Genomic DNA, 17,469 nt, shown 5'->3' on the forward strand with positions numbered 1-17,469 from the left:
CTTCCGAAGATGGCGATATCTTGTCGTCATACCCCATTGCCGTTCTGGCAGAATATTTCCAACACCCTGAAAATAAAAGCGTTTTTTAGGACTGGCATGTAGATTGCAAATTGACCTCCAAGCATATCTTTGAGGTCGAGTCCCATGCCACTTTCCATCGACAGAGCCATTGGCATCCATGGTGACGCGCTCCAGGTGCGGTCGAAGCGCCTGGAGTTGCTCGCCTCCAACATCGCCAATGCCGACACCCCCAACTACAAAGCCCGTGATCTGGACTTTCGTCAGATTCTCAGCCGGACCCAACGGGACGGCGCATTGAATCTGCGTCTGACCCATGCTGCCCACATGAGGGATGGAGCCGAGGGACTGGGTATGGAGCCTTTGTATCGGGTGCCCACCCAGCCGGCTCTGGACGGCAATACGGTGGACCCCCAGCTGGAGCAGGCCGCTTTTGCCGAAAACACCGTGCAGTACCAGGCCAGTCTGGACTTTCTCGGCAGGAAATTCACCAGTCTACGCACCGCCCTCAAGGGTGAGTAATTGAGGAGGGATACCCCATGAGCAACATGTTCAAGATTTTCGATGTTTCCGGGTCGGCACTCAGTGCCCAGTCGGTACGCCTGAACACCATCGCCAGCAACATGGCCAATGCCCAGGTGGCCAGCACCACCCCGGAACAGGCCTATCGGTCCAAGCAGCCGGTCTTTCAGACCGTGATGGATCAGTTTGGCGGCAGCGCATCCACCTCGCCGGTGCGGGTGGCCGGCATTGTGGAAAGTGCCGCCGAGCCAAAGGCCAGATACGAACCCCATCATCCGTTGGCCAACGAGGACGGCTATGTCTTCATGCCCAACGTCAATCTGGTGGACGAGATGGCCAACATGATTTCCGCCTCTCGCAGTTATGAAAACAACGTGGAAGTGATGAATACCACCAAGCAACTGCTGCTGCGAACCCTGCAAATGGGCCAATCATAAGAGGGACAGACGATGAGTGCGATTGATTTTAGTACGTTGCAGAGCCTGGGCCTGACTGGCGCCGAATCAGATAAGGACCGGAAACGGGACGAGTTGGGGCAGGCGGAGTTTTTTGAACTCATGATTGCCCAGTTGAATAACCAGGATCCTTTTGAGCCGATGGAAAGCGGGGCATTCCTGGGGCAGATCGCCCAGTTCGGCACCGTCAACGGCATCAATGAACTGAAAAAATCCTTTGACGGTATTGCCAGTGCCATGCAATCCAGCCAGACCCTCCAGGCCGCCAGTCTGGTGGATCGGGAGGTGCTGGTGCCGGTGGACATGGCGGTACTGCAGGAGGAGAGCGAGATTCGCGGTGGTGTGGATTTGCCGAAATCCGTCAACAACTTGACTGTTGGTGTTTACAACGAGGCCGGGCAACTGGTCAGGCAGATCAATATGGGCGCCCAGTCATCGGGACTGAAAACCTTCCATTGGGATGGCATCAAGGACGATGGGGAACCGGCGGTGCCGGGGATTTACGAGTTCCGCGCCCAGGCCCAGTTGGATGGCGCCAGTGCGCCACCCCAAGTGTTGCTCAATGCCCGGGTGGACAGTGTCCGGCTGGGCCAGGGGCCCAACAGCCCCGTCATGTTGTCCATTGACGGTTTTGGAGAGATCGAGTTGGCCAAGGTCCGGCGCATCGGCTGAGGCCGCGGGCCCGAGCCTGGATTTTAAATATCAGACAGTTAAGGAGTTCACCATGCCTTTCAATATCGGATTGACCGGTCTGAACGCGGCATCATCAGACCTGAATGTGACCGGCAATAATATTGCCAATGCCTCCACCGCGGGTTTCAAGGGCTCGCGGGCCGAGTTTGCGGACATTTTCGCCACCTCCCGCTCAGGCGTCTCCAAGACTGCCATCGGCAACGGTGTAAAGCTGGCTGCCGTGTCCCAGAACTTTTCCCAGGGCAATCTGGAGTTCACCGGCAGAAGTCTGGACATGGCCATCAACGGGGATGGCTTTTTCGTGCTCAAGTCCGGCGATGGTATCCAGTACACCCGCGCCGGGCAATTCCAGGTGGACCGGGAGGGCTTTGTGGTGAACTCCGCCGGCCAGCGTCTGCAGGGGTTTCCCAATCCCGGTCAGGTGGGCGCCATGCAGGATCTGCGTTTGACCACTGGTCTGGCGGCGCCCCAGCAGACCTCCGTCATCAATGCCCTGATGAATCTGCCCGCCAGTGCCGTGGAACCGGAAGCGGAGTTTGCATTTGATGAAGACACCGGGGTTGCCGATCCCGATGGCTATAACCATTCCACGGCGGTGACTGTATATGACTCCCAGGGCCTGCCGCGGACCCTGACCCTGTATTTCAGGAAGGTGGGCGAGGAAGAGAGTAATGAATGGCAGGTCTTTGCTTCCTCCGATGGTCAGGAAATCGACCTGGACCCGGCCGGGTTCACCTTTGCCGAGGATGGCACCCTGCAGGGGGAGGACGGTGAGCCGTTTCCGCCCCTGAACCTGACCATTCCCACGGCCGGCGGCCCCAATGCCCCCGCCGACCCCATTGAAATCGAACTGAACCTGTCGGACACCACCCAGTACGGCGACAAATTCTCCGTGATCGCCCTGGAGCAGGATGGCTTTACTTCCGGCCAGTTGATCGGCGTGGACGTGGGAGATGACGGCGTGGTGTTTGCCCGCTTCACCAGCGGTGCCACGGTGGCACTGGGTCAGGTGGCCCTGGCCAACTTCACCAATCCCCAGGGCCTCAAGAACGTGGGTGGCACCAATTGGGTGGAAACCTTCGAATCCGGCCAGCCCTTGATGGGCGCACCGGGTGATAACGGTTTCGGCCTGCTGCAGGCGGGCGCCTTTGAAGGCTCCAACGTGGACATTGCCGAACAGCTGGTCAAATTGATCAGTGCCCAGCGCAACTTCCAGGCCAACGCCCAGGTGATCAGCACCGCCGATACCCTCACGCAGACCATCATCAACATCCGCTAACGGAGGTAACGACTGATGGACCGCATGCTCTACATCGCCATGACCGGCGCTCGGGAGGCGGCACATTCCCAGCAGGTCAACACCCATAATCTGGCCAATGCCAATACCACTGGCTTTCGCAAGAGTCTGGAAACATTCATCAACCATCCTATGCGTGGGCCGGTGTTCGACAGCCGCGATTACGTGCAACTGGAGTCGGTCAAGGCGGATTTTACCCCCGGTCCCCATATCGCCACCGGTCGGGATCTGGATGTGGCGGTGCAGGGTGACGGCTGGATCGCGGTTCAGGCCATGGACGGCACCGAGGCCTACACCCGGGCGGGCAATTTCAGGATCAATAACGTGGGCCTGCTCACCACTGGCAACGACCTGCCGGTTCTGGGGGAGGACGGCCCCATCGCCATCCCGCCCTTTGAGACCCTTCTCATCGGCGGCGACGGCACCATCAGCATCCGCCCCCTCGGCCAGGAAGCCAATGTGCTGGCCGAGGTGGGTCGGGTGAAGCTGGTCAATCCCCCCCTGGAAACCCTGGCCAGGGGCGAGGACGGACTGTTCCGCCGGGACGATGGTTTGGTGGAGCCCGCCGATGCGGCGGTCTCCCTGGTCTCCGGGTTTCTGGAGGGCAGCAACGTCAACACCGTGGAAGCGATGGTCAACATGATCGAGCTGGCGCGGAATTTCGAGACCCACATCAAGCTCATGAAGACCGCCGAAGACCTGGACCGCAGCAGTGCGCAATTGTTGCGCATGTCCTGATCGGCTGCCCAATAGGAGGACATACCCATGAATCAAGCACTCTGGATCGCCAAGACCGGCCTGGACGCGCAGCAGACCCGCATGTCCGTGGTCTCCAATAACCTGGCCAACGTCAACACCACCGGCTTCAAGAAGGGGCGTGCCTCCTTCGAGGATCTGATTTACCAGACCATTCGCCAACCGGGCGCCCAGGCCGCGCAGAATAACCAGCTGCCCACCGGCCTGATGACCGGGGTGGGGGTACGCACCGTGGCCACCGACAAAACCTTCACCCAGGGCAATCACATCCAGACCGACAACGCCCTGGACATTTCCATTCAGGGGCGGGGGTTCTTCGAGATCATGACCCCCGAAGGCAACATGGCCTACACCCGGGACGGCAGTTTCCAGCTCAACGCCGATGGCCAGATGGTCATGTCCAACGGCTTTGAACTGCAGCCGGGGATTTTCATACCCGAAGGGGCCACCAGCATCAGTATCAGCCAGGACGGCATTGTCAGCGTCACCCTGGCCGGCCAGGAAAATGCCCCTGTGGAAGTGGGCAACATCCAGTTGGCCGACTTCGTCAATCCCGCCGGCCTGCAGCCCATTGGCCAGAACCTGTTCATCGAAACCGCCGCCAGCGGTGCTCCCCAGCAGGGTGATCCCGGTCAGGATGGCCTGGGCCGGCTGATGCAGGGGTCTTTGGAAAGCTCCAACGTGAACATCGCCGAGGAACTGGTGAACATGATCGAAACCCAGCGGGCCTACGAGATCAATTCCAAGGCCATTTCCACCGCCGACCAGATGATGCAGTACGTCAACAACAATTTGTAATGGCCGTCTGATTCATGACCCAAGGTAGCCCATCATGAACACCTCACATCCGAACACAGCAATACGACCGCCGCTCGCCCTCGCGGGCCTGCCCTTGGTATGCCTGCTGGTGATCATGAGCGGGTGCGCCACGGTGAAGCCGGTGGAGCGGGGTGACAACCCAAACTTTGCCACCGTCATGCCGCCCATGCCCGTACCTCCGGAACACAATAATGGCGCCATTTTTCAGCCCACCGGGGTGCAGGGACTCTTTGCCGATTACAAGGCTCGCCAGGTGGGCGACGTGCTGACGGTGCTGCTGGCGGAACGCACCCAGGCCCGCAAGTCCGCCAGCACTTCCACCAGCAAGGAAGCCAGCGTGGGCATGGCCAACCCCACCATCCTGGGGCGACCGGTCACCCATAATGGCCGGCCCCTGTTGGGCACCGACATCAGCGGCAACCGCGCCTTCGATGGCCAGGGGGATTCTTCCCAGAGTAACCAGCTTGACGGCTCCATCACGGTGATGGTGTCGGAGGTACTGCCTAACGGCAATCTGGTGGTACAGGGAGAAAAGTGGCTCAAGATCAATCAGGGCGAGGAATACATCCGGCTGCGGGGCATTGTCCGCCCGGTGGATATCCGCGCCGACAACACCATCCTGTCCACTCAGGTGGCCGCCGCCCAGGTGGCCTATGGCGGACGGGGGGCGTTGGCCGACAGTAACCGTCAGGGCTGGCTGAGCCGATTCTTCAACAGCCCGGTCTGGCCTTTCTAGGAGTCGCCATCATGCAACAGCCCATACGCACCCTTTCCCTGGTTCTGATCCTGCTGCTGCCGGTGCTGATCCTGCCCCTGGGGGCAGTGGCCGGCGAGCGGGTCAAGGACATGGCCTCGGTGGCCGGGGTCCGCAGCAACCAACTGGTGGGCTACGGCCTGGTGGTGGGCCTTGACGGCACCGGCGACCAGACCACCCAGGCCCCGTTTACGGTACAGAGCCTCAAGAACATGCTGGGTCAGTTGGGGGTCACCATTCCCCCCAACGTCAATCCCCAGTTGCGCAATGTGGCGGCGGTGATGATCCATGCCGACCTGCCGCCCTTTGCCAAGCAGGGGCAGACCATCGACGTCACCGTGTCTTCCATCGGCAATGCGGGCAGTCTGCGGGGAGGTACCCTGCTCATGAGCCCGCTCAAGGGGGCCGACGGCCAGATCTATGCCGTGGCCCAGGGTAGTCTGGTGGTGGGTGGACTGGGCGTGGCCGGCGCCGATGGCTCCCGGGTCAGCGTCAATGTACCCAGCGTGGGACGAATTCCCAACGGCGCCACGGTGGAGCGGGAAGTGCCGTCATCCTTCGCCCAAGGGGATTACGTCACCTTGAACCTGCATCGCCATGATTTCACCACCGCCAATCGCCTGAGTGATGCCATCAACGATGTCATGGGTCCGGGCACCGCCCGTCCCCTGGATGGTTCCTCGGTACGGGTGAGTGCACCCCGTGATCCGGGCCAGCGGGTGTCCTTCATTTCCATGCTGGAGAACCTGCGGGTCCAGCCCGGCGAGCCGCCGGCCAAGGTGATCGTCAATTCCCGCACCGGCACCGTGGTGATCGGCAGCAATGTGCGGGTGATGCCGGCGGCGGTATCCCACGGCAGCATGACGGTCACCATCACCGAGCGTGCCCAGGTCTCCCAGCCCGCTCCCTTTGGTCAGGGGGAGACGGTGGTGACGCCGCAGACGGACATCGAAGTGACGGAAGAGGGCAGCCGCATGTTCTTGTTCAATCCCGGCGTGACCCTGGACGAAATTGTTCGTGCCGTGAATCAGGTGGGGGCCGCGCCGGGTGATCTGGTGTCGATTCTCGAAGCTCTGCGAGAGGCCGGCGCCCTGCGGGCCGAGCTGATCGTGATCTGAGGGAGGATGGGGAGATGACCAGCCATATCGCCAGCAGTTACCACTACACCGACATGCACGGCCTGGCGGAACTGCGCGCCCGGACCCAGTCCGGTTCCGTGGAAGCGGCGGACGAGGTGGCGCGTCAGTTCGAGGCCCTGTTCATCCAGCAGATGCTCAAGAGCATGCGGGCCGCGATGCCCACCGATGGAGGACTTACCGGCGAACATACCCGTTTCTTTGAAGGCATGTTTGACCAGCAAATTGCCCTGGATATGGCCCAGGGTCAGGGCATTGGCCTGCGGGAGCAGGTGATGCGGGAGTTGACGGGCATCGGTGCCGGAGAAGGCACCCAAACCGGTGGGGCGTTGAACCTGCCTACCCATCGGGTGCCGGTGATGCGGGCGGCGCTGGAGGCTGCCCAGGCCGCCTCTGCCCGGTCTGGAGCCACGGCCCCCCACCGGGCTGAAAGTCGGGGGGCGCCGTTTGAGGATTGGGCACCCGATTCGCCCCAGGCCTTCATTCAGACCCTGTGGCCCCATGCCCAGCGGGCAGGGCAAGCCTTGGGGGTGGCCCCTGAAGTGCTCATTGCCCAGTCTGCCCTGGAGACCGGCTGGGGTCGGCATGTGATCAACCACGGTGATGGCCGCAGCAGTTACAACCTGTTCAACATCAAGGCCGACCGGCGCTGGGAAGGGGAACGGGTACATGTCCGGACCCTGGAATATGTGGGGGGCGTGCCGGAAATGCAACGGGCCGCGTTCCGGGCCTATGACAGTCCGGCCCAGAGCTTTGACGACTATGTGAATTTTCTCCAGACCAACCCCCGTTACCGGCAAGCCCTGAGCGTGGCGGAGGACAGCGAAGCCTACCTGAGGGAACTGCAGGCGGCTGGTTATGCCACCGACCCGGAGTATGCCAACAAGATACTCAGCATTCTGCAGCGAGGCGCCTTGGGCAATCACCTGGCCACCCTCGACGGGCAGAGGGCATCCCCCACTTCCCGCAGGGGCGGATAAGCCATGGACACACCCTTCATTCCTGAATTACGGCATTTTGCCTGGGAGGCATCATGAGTTTCGGATTACTTGGTATCGGTACCTCTGGTCTGAGCACTGCACAGCGTGCCCTGGACACCACCGGTCATAACATCGCCAACGTCAACACCAAAGGCTATAGCCGCCAGACGGTGGAACAGGAGACCCGAAATCCCCTGCGCTCCCCCGTGGGTTATGTGGGCCAGGGCGTCAACATCAGCGCCATCAAGCGCATGTACGACGACTTTGTTCAGACCCAGTTGCGGGCCACCACCACCACCAGTGAATACTTTGGCACCCAATACGGTTTTACCAAGCGCATCGACAACCTGTTGGCGGACGCCGCCGCCGGGCTGTCGCCGGGCTTGCAGAAGTTCTTTTCTTCGTTTCAGGAACTGGCCAATGATCCCACTTCCACGGCGCAACGTACCGTGGTGTTGGCCGAATCCGAATCCCTGGTGGACCGGTTTCATTTTCTGGATCAGCGGCTCAAGGATCAGCAGACCATCGTCAATGGCCAGATTGAAACCGCTGTTGACGAGATCAATGGCATTGCCCAGTCCATTGCCCAGTTAAATCAGCAGATCAGCAGTGCCTGGAGCCGGGGGATGCCCCCCAATGATCTGCTGGACAAGCGGGAGCAGTTGCTGCTGGACCTGTCCAAATTCGTGGATGTGAGCACGGTGGAGGCGGGGCAGGGGGGACTGAATGTCTTTATTGGTTCGGGTCAGACCCTGGTGATGGGGCATGAATCCCACACCCTGCAGGCCCGTGCCCCCAGTCCCGGTATGCCCCTGGAAATCGGTTTTGCCGGCACCGGGGACATCAGCCGTAAATTGTCCAATACCGGCCATCTGGGGGGGTTGCTGACGGTGCGCTCCACCCTGGAACAGACCCAGAACGATCTGGGCAGAACAGCGGTGAGCATTGCCCTGGCCTTCAACAACCAGCATCGGGCCGGGGTGGACCTGAATGGTGATCCCGGTGGAGATCTATTTCAGGTGCCCAGGCCGGGGGTGATTCCCAGTCGGCCCGGCAGTGAGTTGCCCGAAGTCCGGTTTGATCCGGCGGAACTGTCCAAACTCAAAACCAGCGATTACCGGCTGAGCTATGACGGGACCGACTGGACCTTGCGCACCCACCCTCAGGGCACAGCAGTCCCACTACCGGACGCCGATGCCAACGGTGATATCCGGGTCAACGGGCTGATCATCAATCTGCCTGCGGGTGCCGAAGCCGGGGATCGCTTCATGCTGCAGCCCACCCGCAATGCAGCCCGGGACATTCGGTTTTTGATGGATGACCCCAACACCCTGGCCGCCGCACCGGCAGTGATCGCCAACCCCGCTGCCACCAATACCGGCCACGCTCAGGTGCAGTCGGTGAGCGTGGTGGACCCGACAGCGTTCGGTAACTGGGACGGTAGCGAGATCACGGTGACTTTTGATTCCGCCGATCCTGCTGCCGCCGGTTTTGAAAAGCTTGCCGATGATGTCTGGCGGGTGCTTCAGGACGGCATGCAGATCACCATCCACGGCACCCCCCAGGAAGGTGACAGCTTTGTACTCAACCCCAATGCCAATCCCACTATCGGTGATAACCGCAATGCGCTGGCCATGACCGGCATCCAGGGTGCCCGCATTCTGGACAACGGCATGACCGACATTGAGGGGTCGTACAACATGCTGATCGCTGATATCGGCACCCAGACACGCAAGCTGGAAGTGGCTTCCGAGGCCCAGCAACGGTTGCTGGCGGATGCCATCAATCAACGGGAAACCATATCGGGGGTCAATCTGGACGAGGAAGCCGCCAACCTGATCCGTTATCAGCAGGCCTATCAGGCATCGGCCCAGGTCATCTCGGCTTCCAACGCCCTGTTTGACACCCTGATCGGTATTGTGAGGCGCTAGTCATGCGAATTTCCACCACCCAGATGTTTCAAAACGGCATCGAGACCATGCAGCGCAAGCAGGCTGAGATGTCTCGAACCCAGAACCAGTTGAGCACGGGCCGCCGCATCCTGTCACCTTCCGATGATCCCAGCGGCAGTGTCCAGACCCTGCAGTTTGAAAGCCGTATCCAGCAGACCAAGCAGTTCCAGCGCAACGGCGCTCTAGCCGAGCAGCGTCTGCGACTGGCGGAGGTGACCATTGCCGCCATCGGTGATGGCATGCAGCGGGTGCGCACCCTGACGGTACAGGCCAACAACGCCACCCAGACCGATGAAACCCGAGGCTATATCGCCCTGGAAATCCGCCAGATCATTCAGGAAATGATGGAATTAGGTAACACCAAGGATGCCAACGGCGAGTATATCTTTGCCGGCAATCAGTCCCACATCCAGCCCTTTACTGTGGGCAGCGATGGCAAGGTGATCTACCAGGGGGACGGGGAGCAGCGAGAGGTGAGCATCAGCCCGGTGCGCAAGGTGCGTCTGGGGGATGCGGGCAGTACGGTTTTTGGTGACTCAGGCAGTCAGGCCCTGCTCAATGGTAATGGGGTGTTCACCGTGTCGCCGGATGGGGACAATACCGGTTCCGGTATCATCAGTAGCGGGACTGTCACCGATATAGCCGCATGGGAGGCCAATACCGCCAATGCCCCCTATCGGCTGGCCTTCAGCGAGGACGTCGATGGCAATCTGCAATATCAGGTACTGGATGATGCCGATAATCCAGTGGATGTCATCGGTGCCGACGGCAATCCAACCCCTGGCCCGGTACCCTATGTGGACGGCACTGCCATTTCATTCCACGGCATCCAGGTCCAGGTGACCGGTACTCCGGCAGATGAAGATGAGTTTCTGATCGAACCGGCCCAGCCCCATTCCGTCTTTGATGGCCTGTACAAGCTGGTGGACGCCCTTGAAGGTGGGACCAGCGGTGGCGGCACGACACCGGTCAATAACGCCATCAATCAGGCCCTGACGGAAATGGACAACATGATGGAGCACCTGCTCAGTGTCCGGGCCACTGTCGGCACCCGGCTCAACGCGGTGGAGTCTCAAAATAGCCTGCATGCAGAACAAACCCTGCAACTGGAATCCACCCTCTCGGAAATCCGCGACCTGGACTATGCCGATGCCATCAGCCGTTTCAGTCTCCAGCAGGTGGGCCTGCAGGCGGCCCAGCAGACCTATGTGCAGGTCCAGCGTCTGTCCCTGTTCGACTACCTGCGTTAATGCCCAAGATGATGAAAGAGACGTCAAAATCCCCTCTCCCCAAGGGAGAGGGGTGAGGGGCGGGGATGAGGGCGACTGCATCTCCACCCGTTCCCAGCAGCTCTGCTACAATACCCGGCTTTTCCCCATTGACATCCCCGTTGAAAGGCCAAGCGATGCTGGAACTCAACCCGCTGTTTTCCCAAATCAAGGATCTGCAAGGGCGTGTGGAAGCCCTGAGGGGGTATCTTTGACTTCGATACCAAGCGCGAGCGCCTGGAAGAAGTCGGTCGGGAACTGGAAGACCCCAACATCTGGAACGACCCCGAGAAGGCCCAGTCCCTGGGGCGCGAGCGTGCCCAGCTGGACCATGTGGTCGGCAACCTGGCCACCCTCACCGATAGCCTGACCGAGACCCGCGAGCTGCTGGAACTGGCCCAGGAAGAGAACGACGAGGACACTGTCCAGGCCGTCGAGGCCGATCTGGAACGGTTCGAACAGCAGGTGGGCGAACTGGAGTTCCAGCGCATGTTCGCCGGCGAGATGGACGGCTGCGCCGCTTTCCTCGATATCCAGGCCGGCTCCGGCGGCACCGAGGCCCAGGACTGGGCGGAGATGCTGCTGCGCATGTACCTGCGCTGGGGTGAGCGTCGCGGCTTCAAGACCGAACTGATGGAAGTCTCCGAAGGGGACGTGGCGGGCATCAAGAGTGCCACCATCCGCTTTGACGGCCCCTATGCCTTCGGCTGGCTGCGCACCGAAACCGGCGTCCACCGTCTGGTGCGAAAGTCCCCCTTTGACTCCGGCAACCGCCGTCATACCTCCTTTACCTCGGTGTTCGTGTCCCCGGAAGTGGATGACGACATCGACATCGAGATCAATCCGGCGGACCTGCGTATCGACGTCTACCGTGCCAGCGGCGCCGGCGGTCAGCACGTGAACCGGACCGAGTCCGCCGTGCGTATTACCCACATGCCCACCGGCGTGGTGGCGGCCTGCCAGAACGACCGTTCCCAGCACAAGAACAAGGACACGGCCATGAAGCAGCTCAAGGCCAAGCTCTATGAGCTGGAGCTGCAAAAGCGCAACGCCGAGAAGCAGGCCATGGAAGACAACAAGGCCGACATCGGCTGGGGTAGCCAGATCCGTTCCTATGTGCTGGACCAGTCCCGCATCAAGGACCTGCGCACCGGCGTGGAAGTGGGCAACACCCAGGCCGTGCTGGACGGTGATCTGGACCCCTTCATCGAAGCCAGCCTCAAGAGCGGGCTTTGAGCCGCCGTTTCACGCACTGCATGCCCATCAGGACCCGATCAAGCCAATGAACGACCAGACCCAGGACGAAAACAAGCTGATTGCCCAGCGCCGGGAGAAGCTGGGCCGTCTGCGTGAAGGTGGCATCGCCTTCCCCAACGACTTCCGTCGCAACGCCATGGCCGGTGAACTCCACGCCGAATACGATGCGCGGGACGATGCCTTCTTCGAGCAAGCCCCGGTGCGGGTATCCGTGGCCGGTCGCATGATGGCCAAACGGGTCATGGGCAAGGCCAGCTTTGCCCAGGTGCAGGACATGTCCGGGCGTATCCAGCTCTTCGTGCAGCGGGATGCCCTGCCGGAAGGGGTGTACCAGGACTTCAAGTCCTGGGACCTGGGGGACATCCTGGGTGCCGAAGGGACCCTCTTCAAGACCAAGACCGGCGAGCTGTCGGTACAGGTGGACAGCCTGCGTCTGCTGACCAAGTCCCTGCGGCCCCTGCCGGAGAAGTTCCACGGCCTGTCGGACATGGAAACCCGTTACCGCCAGCGTTACGTGGATCTGATCATGAACGAACCGGTGCGGGAGACCTTCCGGGTCCGTACCCGCATCATCCAGGGAATCCGTGATTACCTGAACCGTCGTGGGTTCCTGGAAGTGGAAACCCCCATGATGCAGGCCATCCCCGGCGGTGCCACCGCCCGGCCCTTTGCCACCCATCACAATGCTCTGGACATGCAGTTGTTCCTGCGCATTGCCCCGGAGCTGTACCTCAAGCGCCTGGTGGTGGGCGGTTTCGAAAAGGTCTACGAGATCAACCGCAACTTCCGCAACGAGGGGCTCTCCACCCGGCATAACCCCGAATTCACCATGCTGGAGTTCTACGAGGCCTACGTGACCTACCATGAGCTCATGGATCTGACGGAAGACCTGCTGCGCACCCTGGCCCGGGACGTGCTGGGCACCACGTTGGTGAACTACCAGGGCGATACCTATGACTTCGGCCAACCCTTTGCCCGCATGACCGTCAAGGACGCCATCCTGCATTTCAATCCGGCGCTCTCGGCCGCCGACCTGGACGACGAAGCCCGTGCCCGCGAGGTGGCCCGGCAACTGGGCATCCCCCTCAAGGACAGTGACGGTCTGGGCAAGGTGTGGATCGAGATCTTCGAGAAAACGGTGGAACCCCGGCTCAAGGACCCCACCTTCATCACCGCCTATCCCACCGAGGTATCACCCCTGGCGCGGCGCAACGACGACGACCCCTTCGTCACCGACCGTTTCGAATTCTTCGTCGGTGGCCGGGAGATCGCCAACGGCTTCTCCGAGCTTAACGACTACGAGGACCAGGCGGAGCGCTTCCGGCGCCAGGTGGCGGAGAAGGAGGCCGGTGACGACGAGGCCATGCACTTTGATGCCGATTACCTGCGGGCCCTGGAACACGGCCTGCCGCCGACGGCAGGGGAGGGGATCGGCATCGACCGGCTGGTGATGCTGTTCACCGACTCACCCTCCATCCGGGACGTGCTGTTGTTCCCCCTCATGCGGCCCGAGGTGTCCTGACGTCGCCATGTCGCCCGCACGCCCCATCGCCCGGCGGGCGGGACACACCCATTACACCCCACCGGCCTGCCCGCCCTGCGGTATTCCCTCTCCCCTTGCGGGAGAGGGGTTGGGGAAGACTCACTCCACCCGCGGTGCCGCCGCCAGCAGTTCCGGGCTGGCCTGATCCGCGTAGGTCTTGAAATTCTCGTGGAACAGACGGGCCAGCTTGCGGGCCGTTTCCTGATAGGCCCGCGGGTCCTGCCAGGTGTTGGAAGGCACCAGCACCTCGTCCGGCACGTTGGGGCAGGACACCGGAATATGCACCCCGAAGATGGGGTCCGGTACCGTCTCCACCTGGTCCAGGGAACCGTCATGGATGGCATCGATGATGGCCCGGGTGTGGGCGATGCTCATGCGCTTGCCGACGCCGTAGGGGCCGCCGCTCCAGCCGGTGTTCACCATCCACACGCCCACGTCATGCTGGCGGATGCGTTCCGCCAGCAATGCCGCGTAGCGGGTCGGGTGCCAGACCAGGAAGGGCGCGCCGAAGCAGGCGGAGAAGGTGGCCTCCGGTTCGGTCACGCCCATTTCGGTGCCCGCCACCTTGGCGGTGTAACCGCTGATGAAGTGGTACATGGCCTGGGCCGGGGTCAGCCGGCTGACCGGCGGCAGCACGCTGAAGGCGTCGCAGGTGAGGAAGATCACGTGGCTCGGGTGCCCGCCGATGCAGGGGAGCTTGGCATTGGGAATGAATTCCACCGGGTAGGAGCAGCGGGTGTTTTCGGTGATGGTGCCGTCTTCGTAGTTCACTTCCCGGGTGTCCCGGTCATAGACCACGTTTTCCAGCACGGCACCGAAACGGATGGCATTGAAGATTTCCGGCTCTGCCTTCGGGTCCAGGTTGATGGCCTTGGCATAGCAGCCGCCTTCGATGTTGAAGACCCCCTCGTCGCTCCAGCAGTGCTCGTCGTCACCGATCAGGGCACGGTCCGGATCGGCCGAGAGGGTGGTCTTGCCGGTACCGGACAGGCCGAAGAAGATGGAGACGTCGCCGTCCTTGCCCTCGTTGGCGGAGCAGTGCATGGAGAGCACGTTCTGCTTGGGCATGATGTAGTTCATGATGGTGAACACGCCCTTCTTCATCTCGCCAGCGTATTCGGTACCCAGGATCACGAACTCGCGCCGATCAAAGCACAGGCTCACGCTGGTGCTGTTCTTCACGCCGGGGATGCCGGTGTCGGCGGCGGCACGGCCGGCGTTGTAGATCACGTAGTCCGGCTCGCCGTAGCTGTCCAGTTCCTCCGCAGTGGGGCGGATCAGCATGTTCTGCATGAACAGGGCGTGGTAGGCCCGCTCGCAGATCACCCGGATGCGGATACGATAGCGGGGATCCCAGCCGGCAAAGCCGTCGATGACATACAGGCGGCCGCAGGTATTGAGATGGTCCACCGCCTGGGTGCGTAGGCTGTCGAAACTGCCGGCTTCCAGACCGACGTTGACGGACCCCCACCAGACATCGTCATTGATGTGGTCATGCTGGACCACGCGCTTGTCCTTGGGGCTGCGCCCGGTCTTGGCGCCGGACTTGGCGATGAGGGCGCCGGTGGCGGAGATGGCGGAGCCGTGTTCGTGGGCCAGGGCCTCTTCATAAAGGACTGCCGGGGAGGGGTTGCGCAGCACCTTTGCCACGCGGATGCCATGTTGCTGAAGGCTGAAAGTCATAATCTCTCCGCAAGGAAACCCGCGATTTCAATCGTGGGAGGAATTGCGGCTGCGGGACTGCAGTCGCCGAAAAAGGGTGTGGGCCTTCCACCCACAGGGCCGCAAGGCTCTGCCCCGTAAAGGGCACCAGTGACGCAGGGCTTTGGCCCTGTCTCCCCTCGCCAATGTCTGCAACCGGCTCCCGCCTTGCGGCGGCGACTGGAACCTTCGGCGCTTTACCTTTCGCCAGCATGATCCCAGACTTCCAGAGCGGCAGACTGAGGAAGCATCTGCCGGTGGGTCTTGACGACCTGTTGCAAACGTAGCCCCTTTCCAGCGTCCTGCTCAGGCGGGCTCAGGCTGGTCAACCCGGCTTGCTTTCACAAGCCCCCGACTGAAGTCGGGGGTAGTTGACGTTGCGGGTGTTCCTGTGGAGAGGAGAGGGCTGATCCATAAGAGATTATTCAGTTGCACTGCGCAAAACAACAGCAAACCGGGCATTTTGGAATATTTCCTTGATCAATCTCATTGGGTATAAAGGAAGCTTTGCCCCCTTGCCGGAAATCAAGTGAGATATCGCTCCGACTACGCCTATTCCGATCAACCCATCAACTGGCGCATCCTGCGCAGTCTGCTGCCCTACCTGATGGAATTCAGGGGGCGGGTGGCCCTGGCGGTGGTCTTTCTGACCCTGGCCAAGCTGGCCGGGGTGGCGGTGCCGGTGGTCCTCAAGTACATCGTGGACCATTTCGATCCCTCGGCGGAAGCCGCCCTGGTGGCCATTCCCCTGGGGCTGTTGCTGGCCTACGGTCTGTTGCGGTTCGGCTCGGTGTTTTTTGGCGAATTGCGGGATGCGGTCTTTGCCCGGGTGGCGGAACGGGCCATGCGGCGGATTTCCCTGCGGGTGTTCGAGCATCTGCACCGGATGGACCTGGGATTTCACCTGTCCCGGCGCACCGGCGGCCTGACCCGGGACATCGAGCGGGGCACCACCGGCATCAGCTTCCTGCTGCGCTTCACCGTCTTCAATATCATTCCCACCCTGCTGGAGATCGCCCTGGTGGCGGTGATCCTGATGCTCATCCTGAGCCCGGGTTTTGCCGTGACCATGGTGCTTGCGGTGGGGATCTACGTGATCTTTTCCATCTTCGTGACCGAGTGGCGCAACCGTTTCGTGCGCGAGGCCAACCAGATGGACAACCGATCCAATACCCGCGCCGTGGACAGCCTGCTCAACTACGAAACGGTGAAGTACTTCGGCAACGAGACCTTCGAGGCCCGTCGCTATGACGCGGATCTGGAAGCCTGGGAGTCGGCGCGGATGAAGAACCGCCTGTCCCTGGCGGCGCTCAACTCCGGCCAGGCCCTGATCATTGCCGGCGGCATCACGGTCATGATGATCATGGCGTCCTCCCGGGTGGCCGCCGGAGAGATGACGGTGGGGGATCTGGTGATGGTCAACGCCTACATGATCCAGCTGTTCATCCCGCTGAATTTCCTGGGCTTTGTGTACCGGGAGATCCGGGAGGCCCTGATCAACATCGAGCGCCTGTTCGGTCTCATGGATCAGCCGCCCAGGGTGGTGGATCGTCCTGGGGCGGGTGCCCTGGTGGCCGATGGGGGAGCGATCCGGTTCACGGACGTCTGCTTTGGCTATGGCCCGGACCGGCAGATCCTGCATCAGGTGAGTTTTCAGGTGCCCGCCGGGCACAAGGTGGCCATCGTCGGCGCCAGCGGTGCCGGCAAGTCCACCCTGGCCCGGCTGCTGTTCCGGTTTTACGATGTGGACCGGGGCAGTATCTGCATCCACGGCCAGGATATCCGGGACGTGACCCAGGACAGCCTGCGGGCGGCCATCGGCGTGGTGCCCCAGGATACGGTGCTGTTCAACGACAGCATCCGCTACAACATCGCCTACGGCTGCCCCGGCGCCACGGAGGCCGCCGTGCGGCGGGCCGCCCGTCTGGCCCATCTGGAAGACTTCATTGCCCGCCTGCCCCAAGGATATGACACCGTGGTGGGGGAGCGGGGGCTCAAGCTCTCCGGTGGCGAGAAACAGCGCATCGCCATTGCCCGGGTGATCCTCAAGGACCCGCCCATCCTGATCCTGGACGAGGCCACTTCATCCCTGGATTCCCATTCGGAGCAGGCCATCATGGGGGCCTTGAAGGCCATTGCCCATTCGCGCACCACCCTGGCCATCGCCCATCGGCTCTCCACCATCCAGGATGCGGATCACATCATCGTGCTGGATCAGGGGCAGGTGGTGGAGCAGGGCACCCATGATGATCTCCTGATCCGGCGGGGCATCTATGCCGGACTCTGGGAGAGCCAATTGCGGCATGCTGTGAAGTAGG

General features: G+C 61.7%; 15 protein-coding genes. 14 read left to right on the forward strand and 1 reads right to left on the reverse strand.

Annotation, left to right across the window (positions count from 1 at the left end; all coding sequences use genetic code 11):
* Nucleotides 1-144: 144 nt before the first annotated feature.
* The 13 genes from flgB (at nt 145) to lysS (ending at nt 13,429) form a co-directional block, all read left to right on the forward strand.
* Nucleotides 145-540 (forward strand): flagellar basal body rod protein FlgB, encoded by a 396-nt coding sequence (gene flgB / locus BMX62_RS08175; protein WP_090207154.1) that lies wholly within the window; start codon nt 145-147, stop codon nt 538-540.
* Nucleotides 541-557: 17 nt separating this feature from the next.
* A complete protein-coding gene (gene flgC, locus BMX62_RS08180) occupies nt 558-977 on the forward strand; it encodes a flagellar basal body rod protein FlgC (protein WP_090207156.1) in 420 nt (139 codons plus the stop codon).
* A gap of 12 nt (nt 978-989) precedes the next feature.
* Nucleotides 990-1,667, forward strand: coding sequence for a flagellar hook assembly protein FlgD (locus BMX62_RS08185; protein WP_090207159.1), 678 nt, complete (start codon nt 990-992; stop codon nt 1,665-1,667).
* 52 nt (nt 1,668-1,719) lie between these two features.
* Nucleotides 1,720-2,967, forward strand: a complete 1,248-nt coding sequence (flgE, locus tag BMX62_RS08190; protein WP_090207162.1) for a flagellar hook protein FlgE — start codon at nt 1,720-1,722, stop codon at nt 2,965-2,967.
* A 15-nt stretch (nt 2,968-2,982) separates the two neighbouring features.
* Nucleotides 2,983-3,723, forward strand: coding sequence for a flagellar basal body rod protein FlgF (locus BMX62_RS08195; RefSeq protein WP_090207167.1), 741 nt, complete (start codon nt 2,983-2,985; stop codon nt 3,721-3,723).
* Nucleotides 3,724-3,750: 27 nt separating this feature from the next.
* On the forward strand, nt 3,751-4,539 hold the full coding sequence (flgG, locus tag BMX62_RS08200) for a flagellar basal-body rod protein FlgG (protein ID WP_090207169.1): 789 nt from the start codon (nt 3,751-3,753) through the stop codon (nt 4,537-4,539).
* 34 nt (nt 4,540-4,573) lie between these two features.
* Nucleotides 4,574-5,296: a flagellar basal body L-ring protein FlgH gene (gene flgH, locus BMX62_RS08205; RefSeq protein WP_274377164.1), complete on the forward strand. Its 723-nt coding sequence runs from the start codon at nt 4,574-4,576 to the stop codon at nt 5,294-5,296.
* A gap of 11 nt (nt 5,297-5,307) precedes the next feature.
* Nucleotides 5,308-6,432, forward strand: coding sequence for a flagellar basal body P-ring protein FlgI (locus BMX62_RS08210; RefSeq protein WP_090207172.1), 1,125 nt, complete (start codon nt 5,308-5,310; stop codon nt 6,430-6,432).
* Between the two features lie 14 nt (nt 6,433-6,446).
* Nucleotides 6,447-7,430, forward strand: a complete 984-nt coding sequence (gene flgJ / locus BMX62_RS08215) for a flagellar assembly peptidoglycan hydrolase FlgJ (RefSeq protein WP_090207175.1) — start codon at nt 6,447-6,449, stop codon at nt 7,428-7,430.
* A gap of 53 nt (nt 7,431-7,483) precedes the next feature.
* The gene (flgK, locus tag BMX62_RS08220; protein ID WP_090207179.1) at nt 7,484-9,361 is read left to right on the forward strand and encodes a flagellar hook-associated protein FlgK; all 1,878 of its coding nucleotides are present in this window, start codon (nt 7,484-7,486) and stop codon (nt 9,359-9,361) included.
* A gap of 2 nt (nt 9,362-9,363) precedes the next feature.
* Complete coding sequence (flgL, locus tag BMX62_RS08225) at nt 9,364-10,632, forward strand: flagellar hook-associated protein FlgL (protein ID WP_090207182.1); 1,269 nt, start codon at nt 9,364-9,366, stop codon at nt 10,630-10,632.
* A gap of 155 nt (nt 10,633-10,787) precedes the next feature.
* Nucleotides 10,788-11,886, forward strand: a protein-coding gene (prfB, locus tag BMX62_RS08230; protein WP_143339707.1) for a peptide chain release factor 2 whose coding sequence is annotated in 2 segments (ribosomal slippage) — nt 10,788-10,862 and nt 10,864-11,886 — 1,098 coding nt in all. Because the reading frame shifts where the segments join, the coding sequence is not laid out codon by codon here.
* A gap of 46 nt (nt 11,887-11,932) precedes the next feature.
* A complete protein-coding gene (gene lysS / locus BMX62_RS08235) occupies nt 11,933-13,429 on the forward strand; it encodes a lysine--tRNA ligase (protein ID WP_090207188.1) in 1,497 nt (498 codons plus the stop codon).
* Nucleotides 13,430-13,549: 120 nt separating this feature from the next.
* Here lysS and pckA read toward each other — a convergent pair whose 3' ends face one another.
* Complete coding sequence (pckA, locus tag BMX62_RS08240; RefSeq protein ID WP_090207192.1) at nt 13,550-15,133, reverse strand: phosphoenolpyruvate carboxykinase (ATP); 1,584 nt, start codon at nt 15,131-15,133, stop codon at nt 13,550-13,552.
* Nucleotides 15,134-15,680: 547 nt separating this feature from the next.
* Between pckA and BMX62_RS08245 the strand changes: the two genes are divergently transcribed.
* Complete coding sequence (locus tag BMX62_RS08245) at nt 15,681-17,468, forward strand: ABCB family ABC transporter ATP-binding protein/permease (RefSeq protein ID WP_090207195.1); 1,788 nt, start codon at nt 15,681-15,683, stop codon at nt 17,466-17,468.
* Nucleotide 17,469: the final 1 nt, after the last annotated feature.

Origin of the sequence: Ectothiorhodospira magna, from assembly GCF_900110965.1 — a bacterium.
Classification (GTDB): Bacteria; Pseudomonadota; Gammaproteobacteria; order Ectothiorhodospirales; family Ectothiorhodospiraceae; genus Ectothiorhodospira; species Ectothiorhodospira magna.

Coding starts and splice junctions, on each gene's coding strand:
- flgB (WP_090207154.1), top strand. CDS start 145: ATGCCACTTTCCATCGACAGAGCCATTGGCATCCATGGTGACGCGCTC.
- flgC (WP_090207156.1), top strand. CDS start 558: ATGAGCAACATGTTCAAGATTTTCGATGTTTCCGGGTCGGCACTCAGT.
- BMX62_RS08185 (WP_090207159.1), top strand. CDS start 990: ATGAGTGCGATTGATTTTAGTACGTTGCAGAGCCTGGGCCTGACTGGC.
- flgE (WP_090207162.1), top strand. CDS start 1,720: ATGCCTTTCAATATCGGATTGACCGGTCTGAACGCGGCATCATCAGAC.
- BMX62_RS08195 (WP_090207167.1), top strand. CDS start 2,983: ATGGACCGCATGCTCTACATCGCCATGACCGGCGCTCGGGAGGCGGCA.
- flgG (WP_090207169.1), top strand. CDS start 3,751: ATGAATCAAGCACTCTGGATCGCCAAGACCGGCCTGGACGCGCAGCAG.
- flgH (WP_274377164.1), top strand. CDS start 4,574: ATGAACACCTCACATCCGAACACAGCAATACGACCGCCGCTCGCCCTC.
- BMX62_RS08210 (WP_090207172.1), top strand. CDS start 5,308: ATGCAACAGCCCATACGCACCCTTTCCCTGGTTCTGATCCTGCTGCTG.
- flgJ (WP_090207175.1), top strand. CDS start 6,447: ATGACCAGCCATATCGCCAGCAGTTACCACTACACCGACATGCACGGC.
- flgK (WP_090207179.1), top strand. CDS start 7,484: ATGAGTTTCGGATTACTTGGTATCGGTACCTCTGGTCTGAGCACTGCA.
- flgL (WP_090207182.1), top strand. CDS start 9,364: ATGCGAATTTCCACCACCCAGATGTTTCAAAACGGCATCGAGACCATG.
- lysS (WP_090207188.1), top strand. CDS start 11,933: ATGAACGACCAGACCCAGGACGAAAACAAGCTGATTGCCCAGCGCCGG.
- pckA (WP_090207192.1), bottom strand. CDS start 15,133: ATGACTTTCAGCCTTCAGCAACATGGCATCCGCGTGGCAAAGGTGCTG.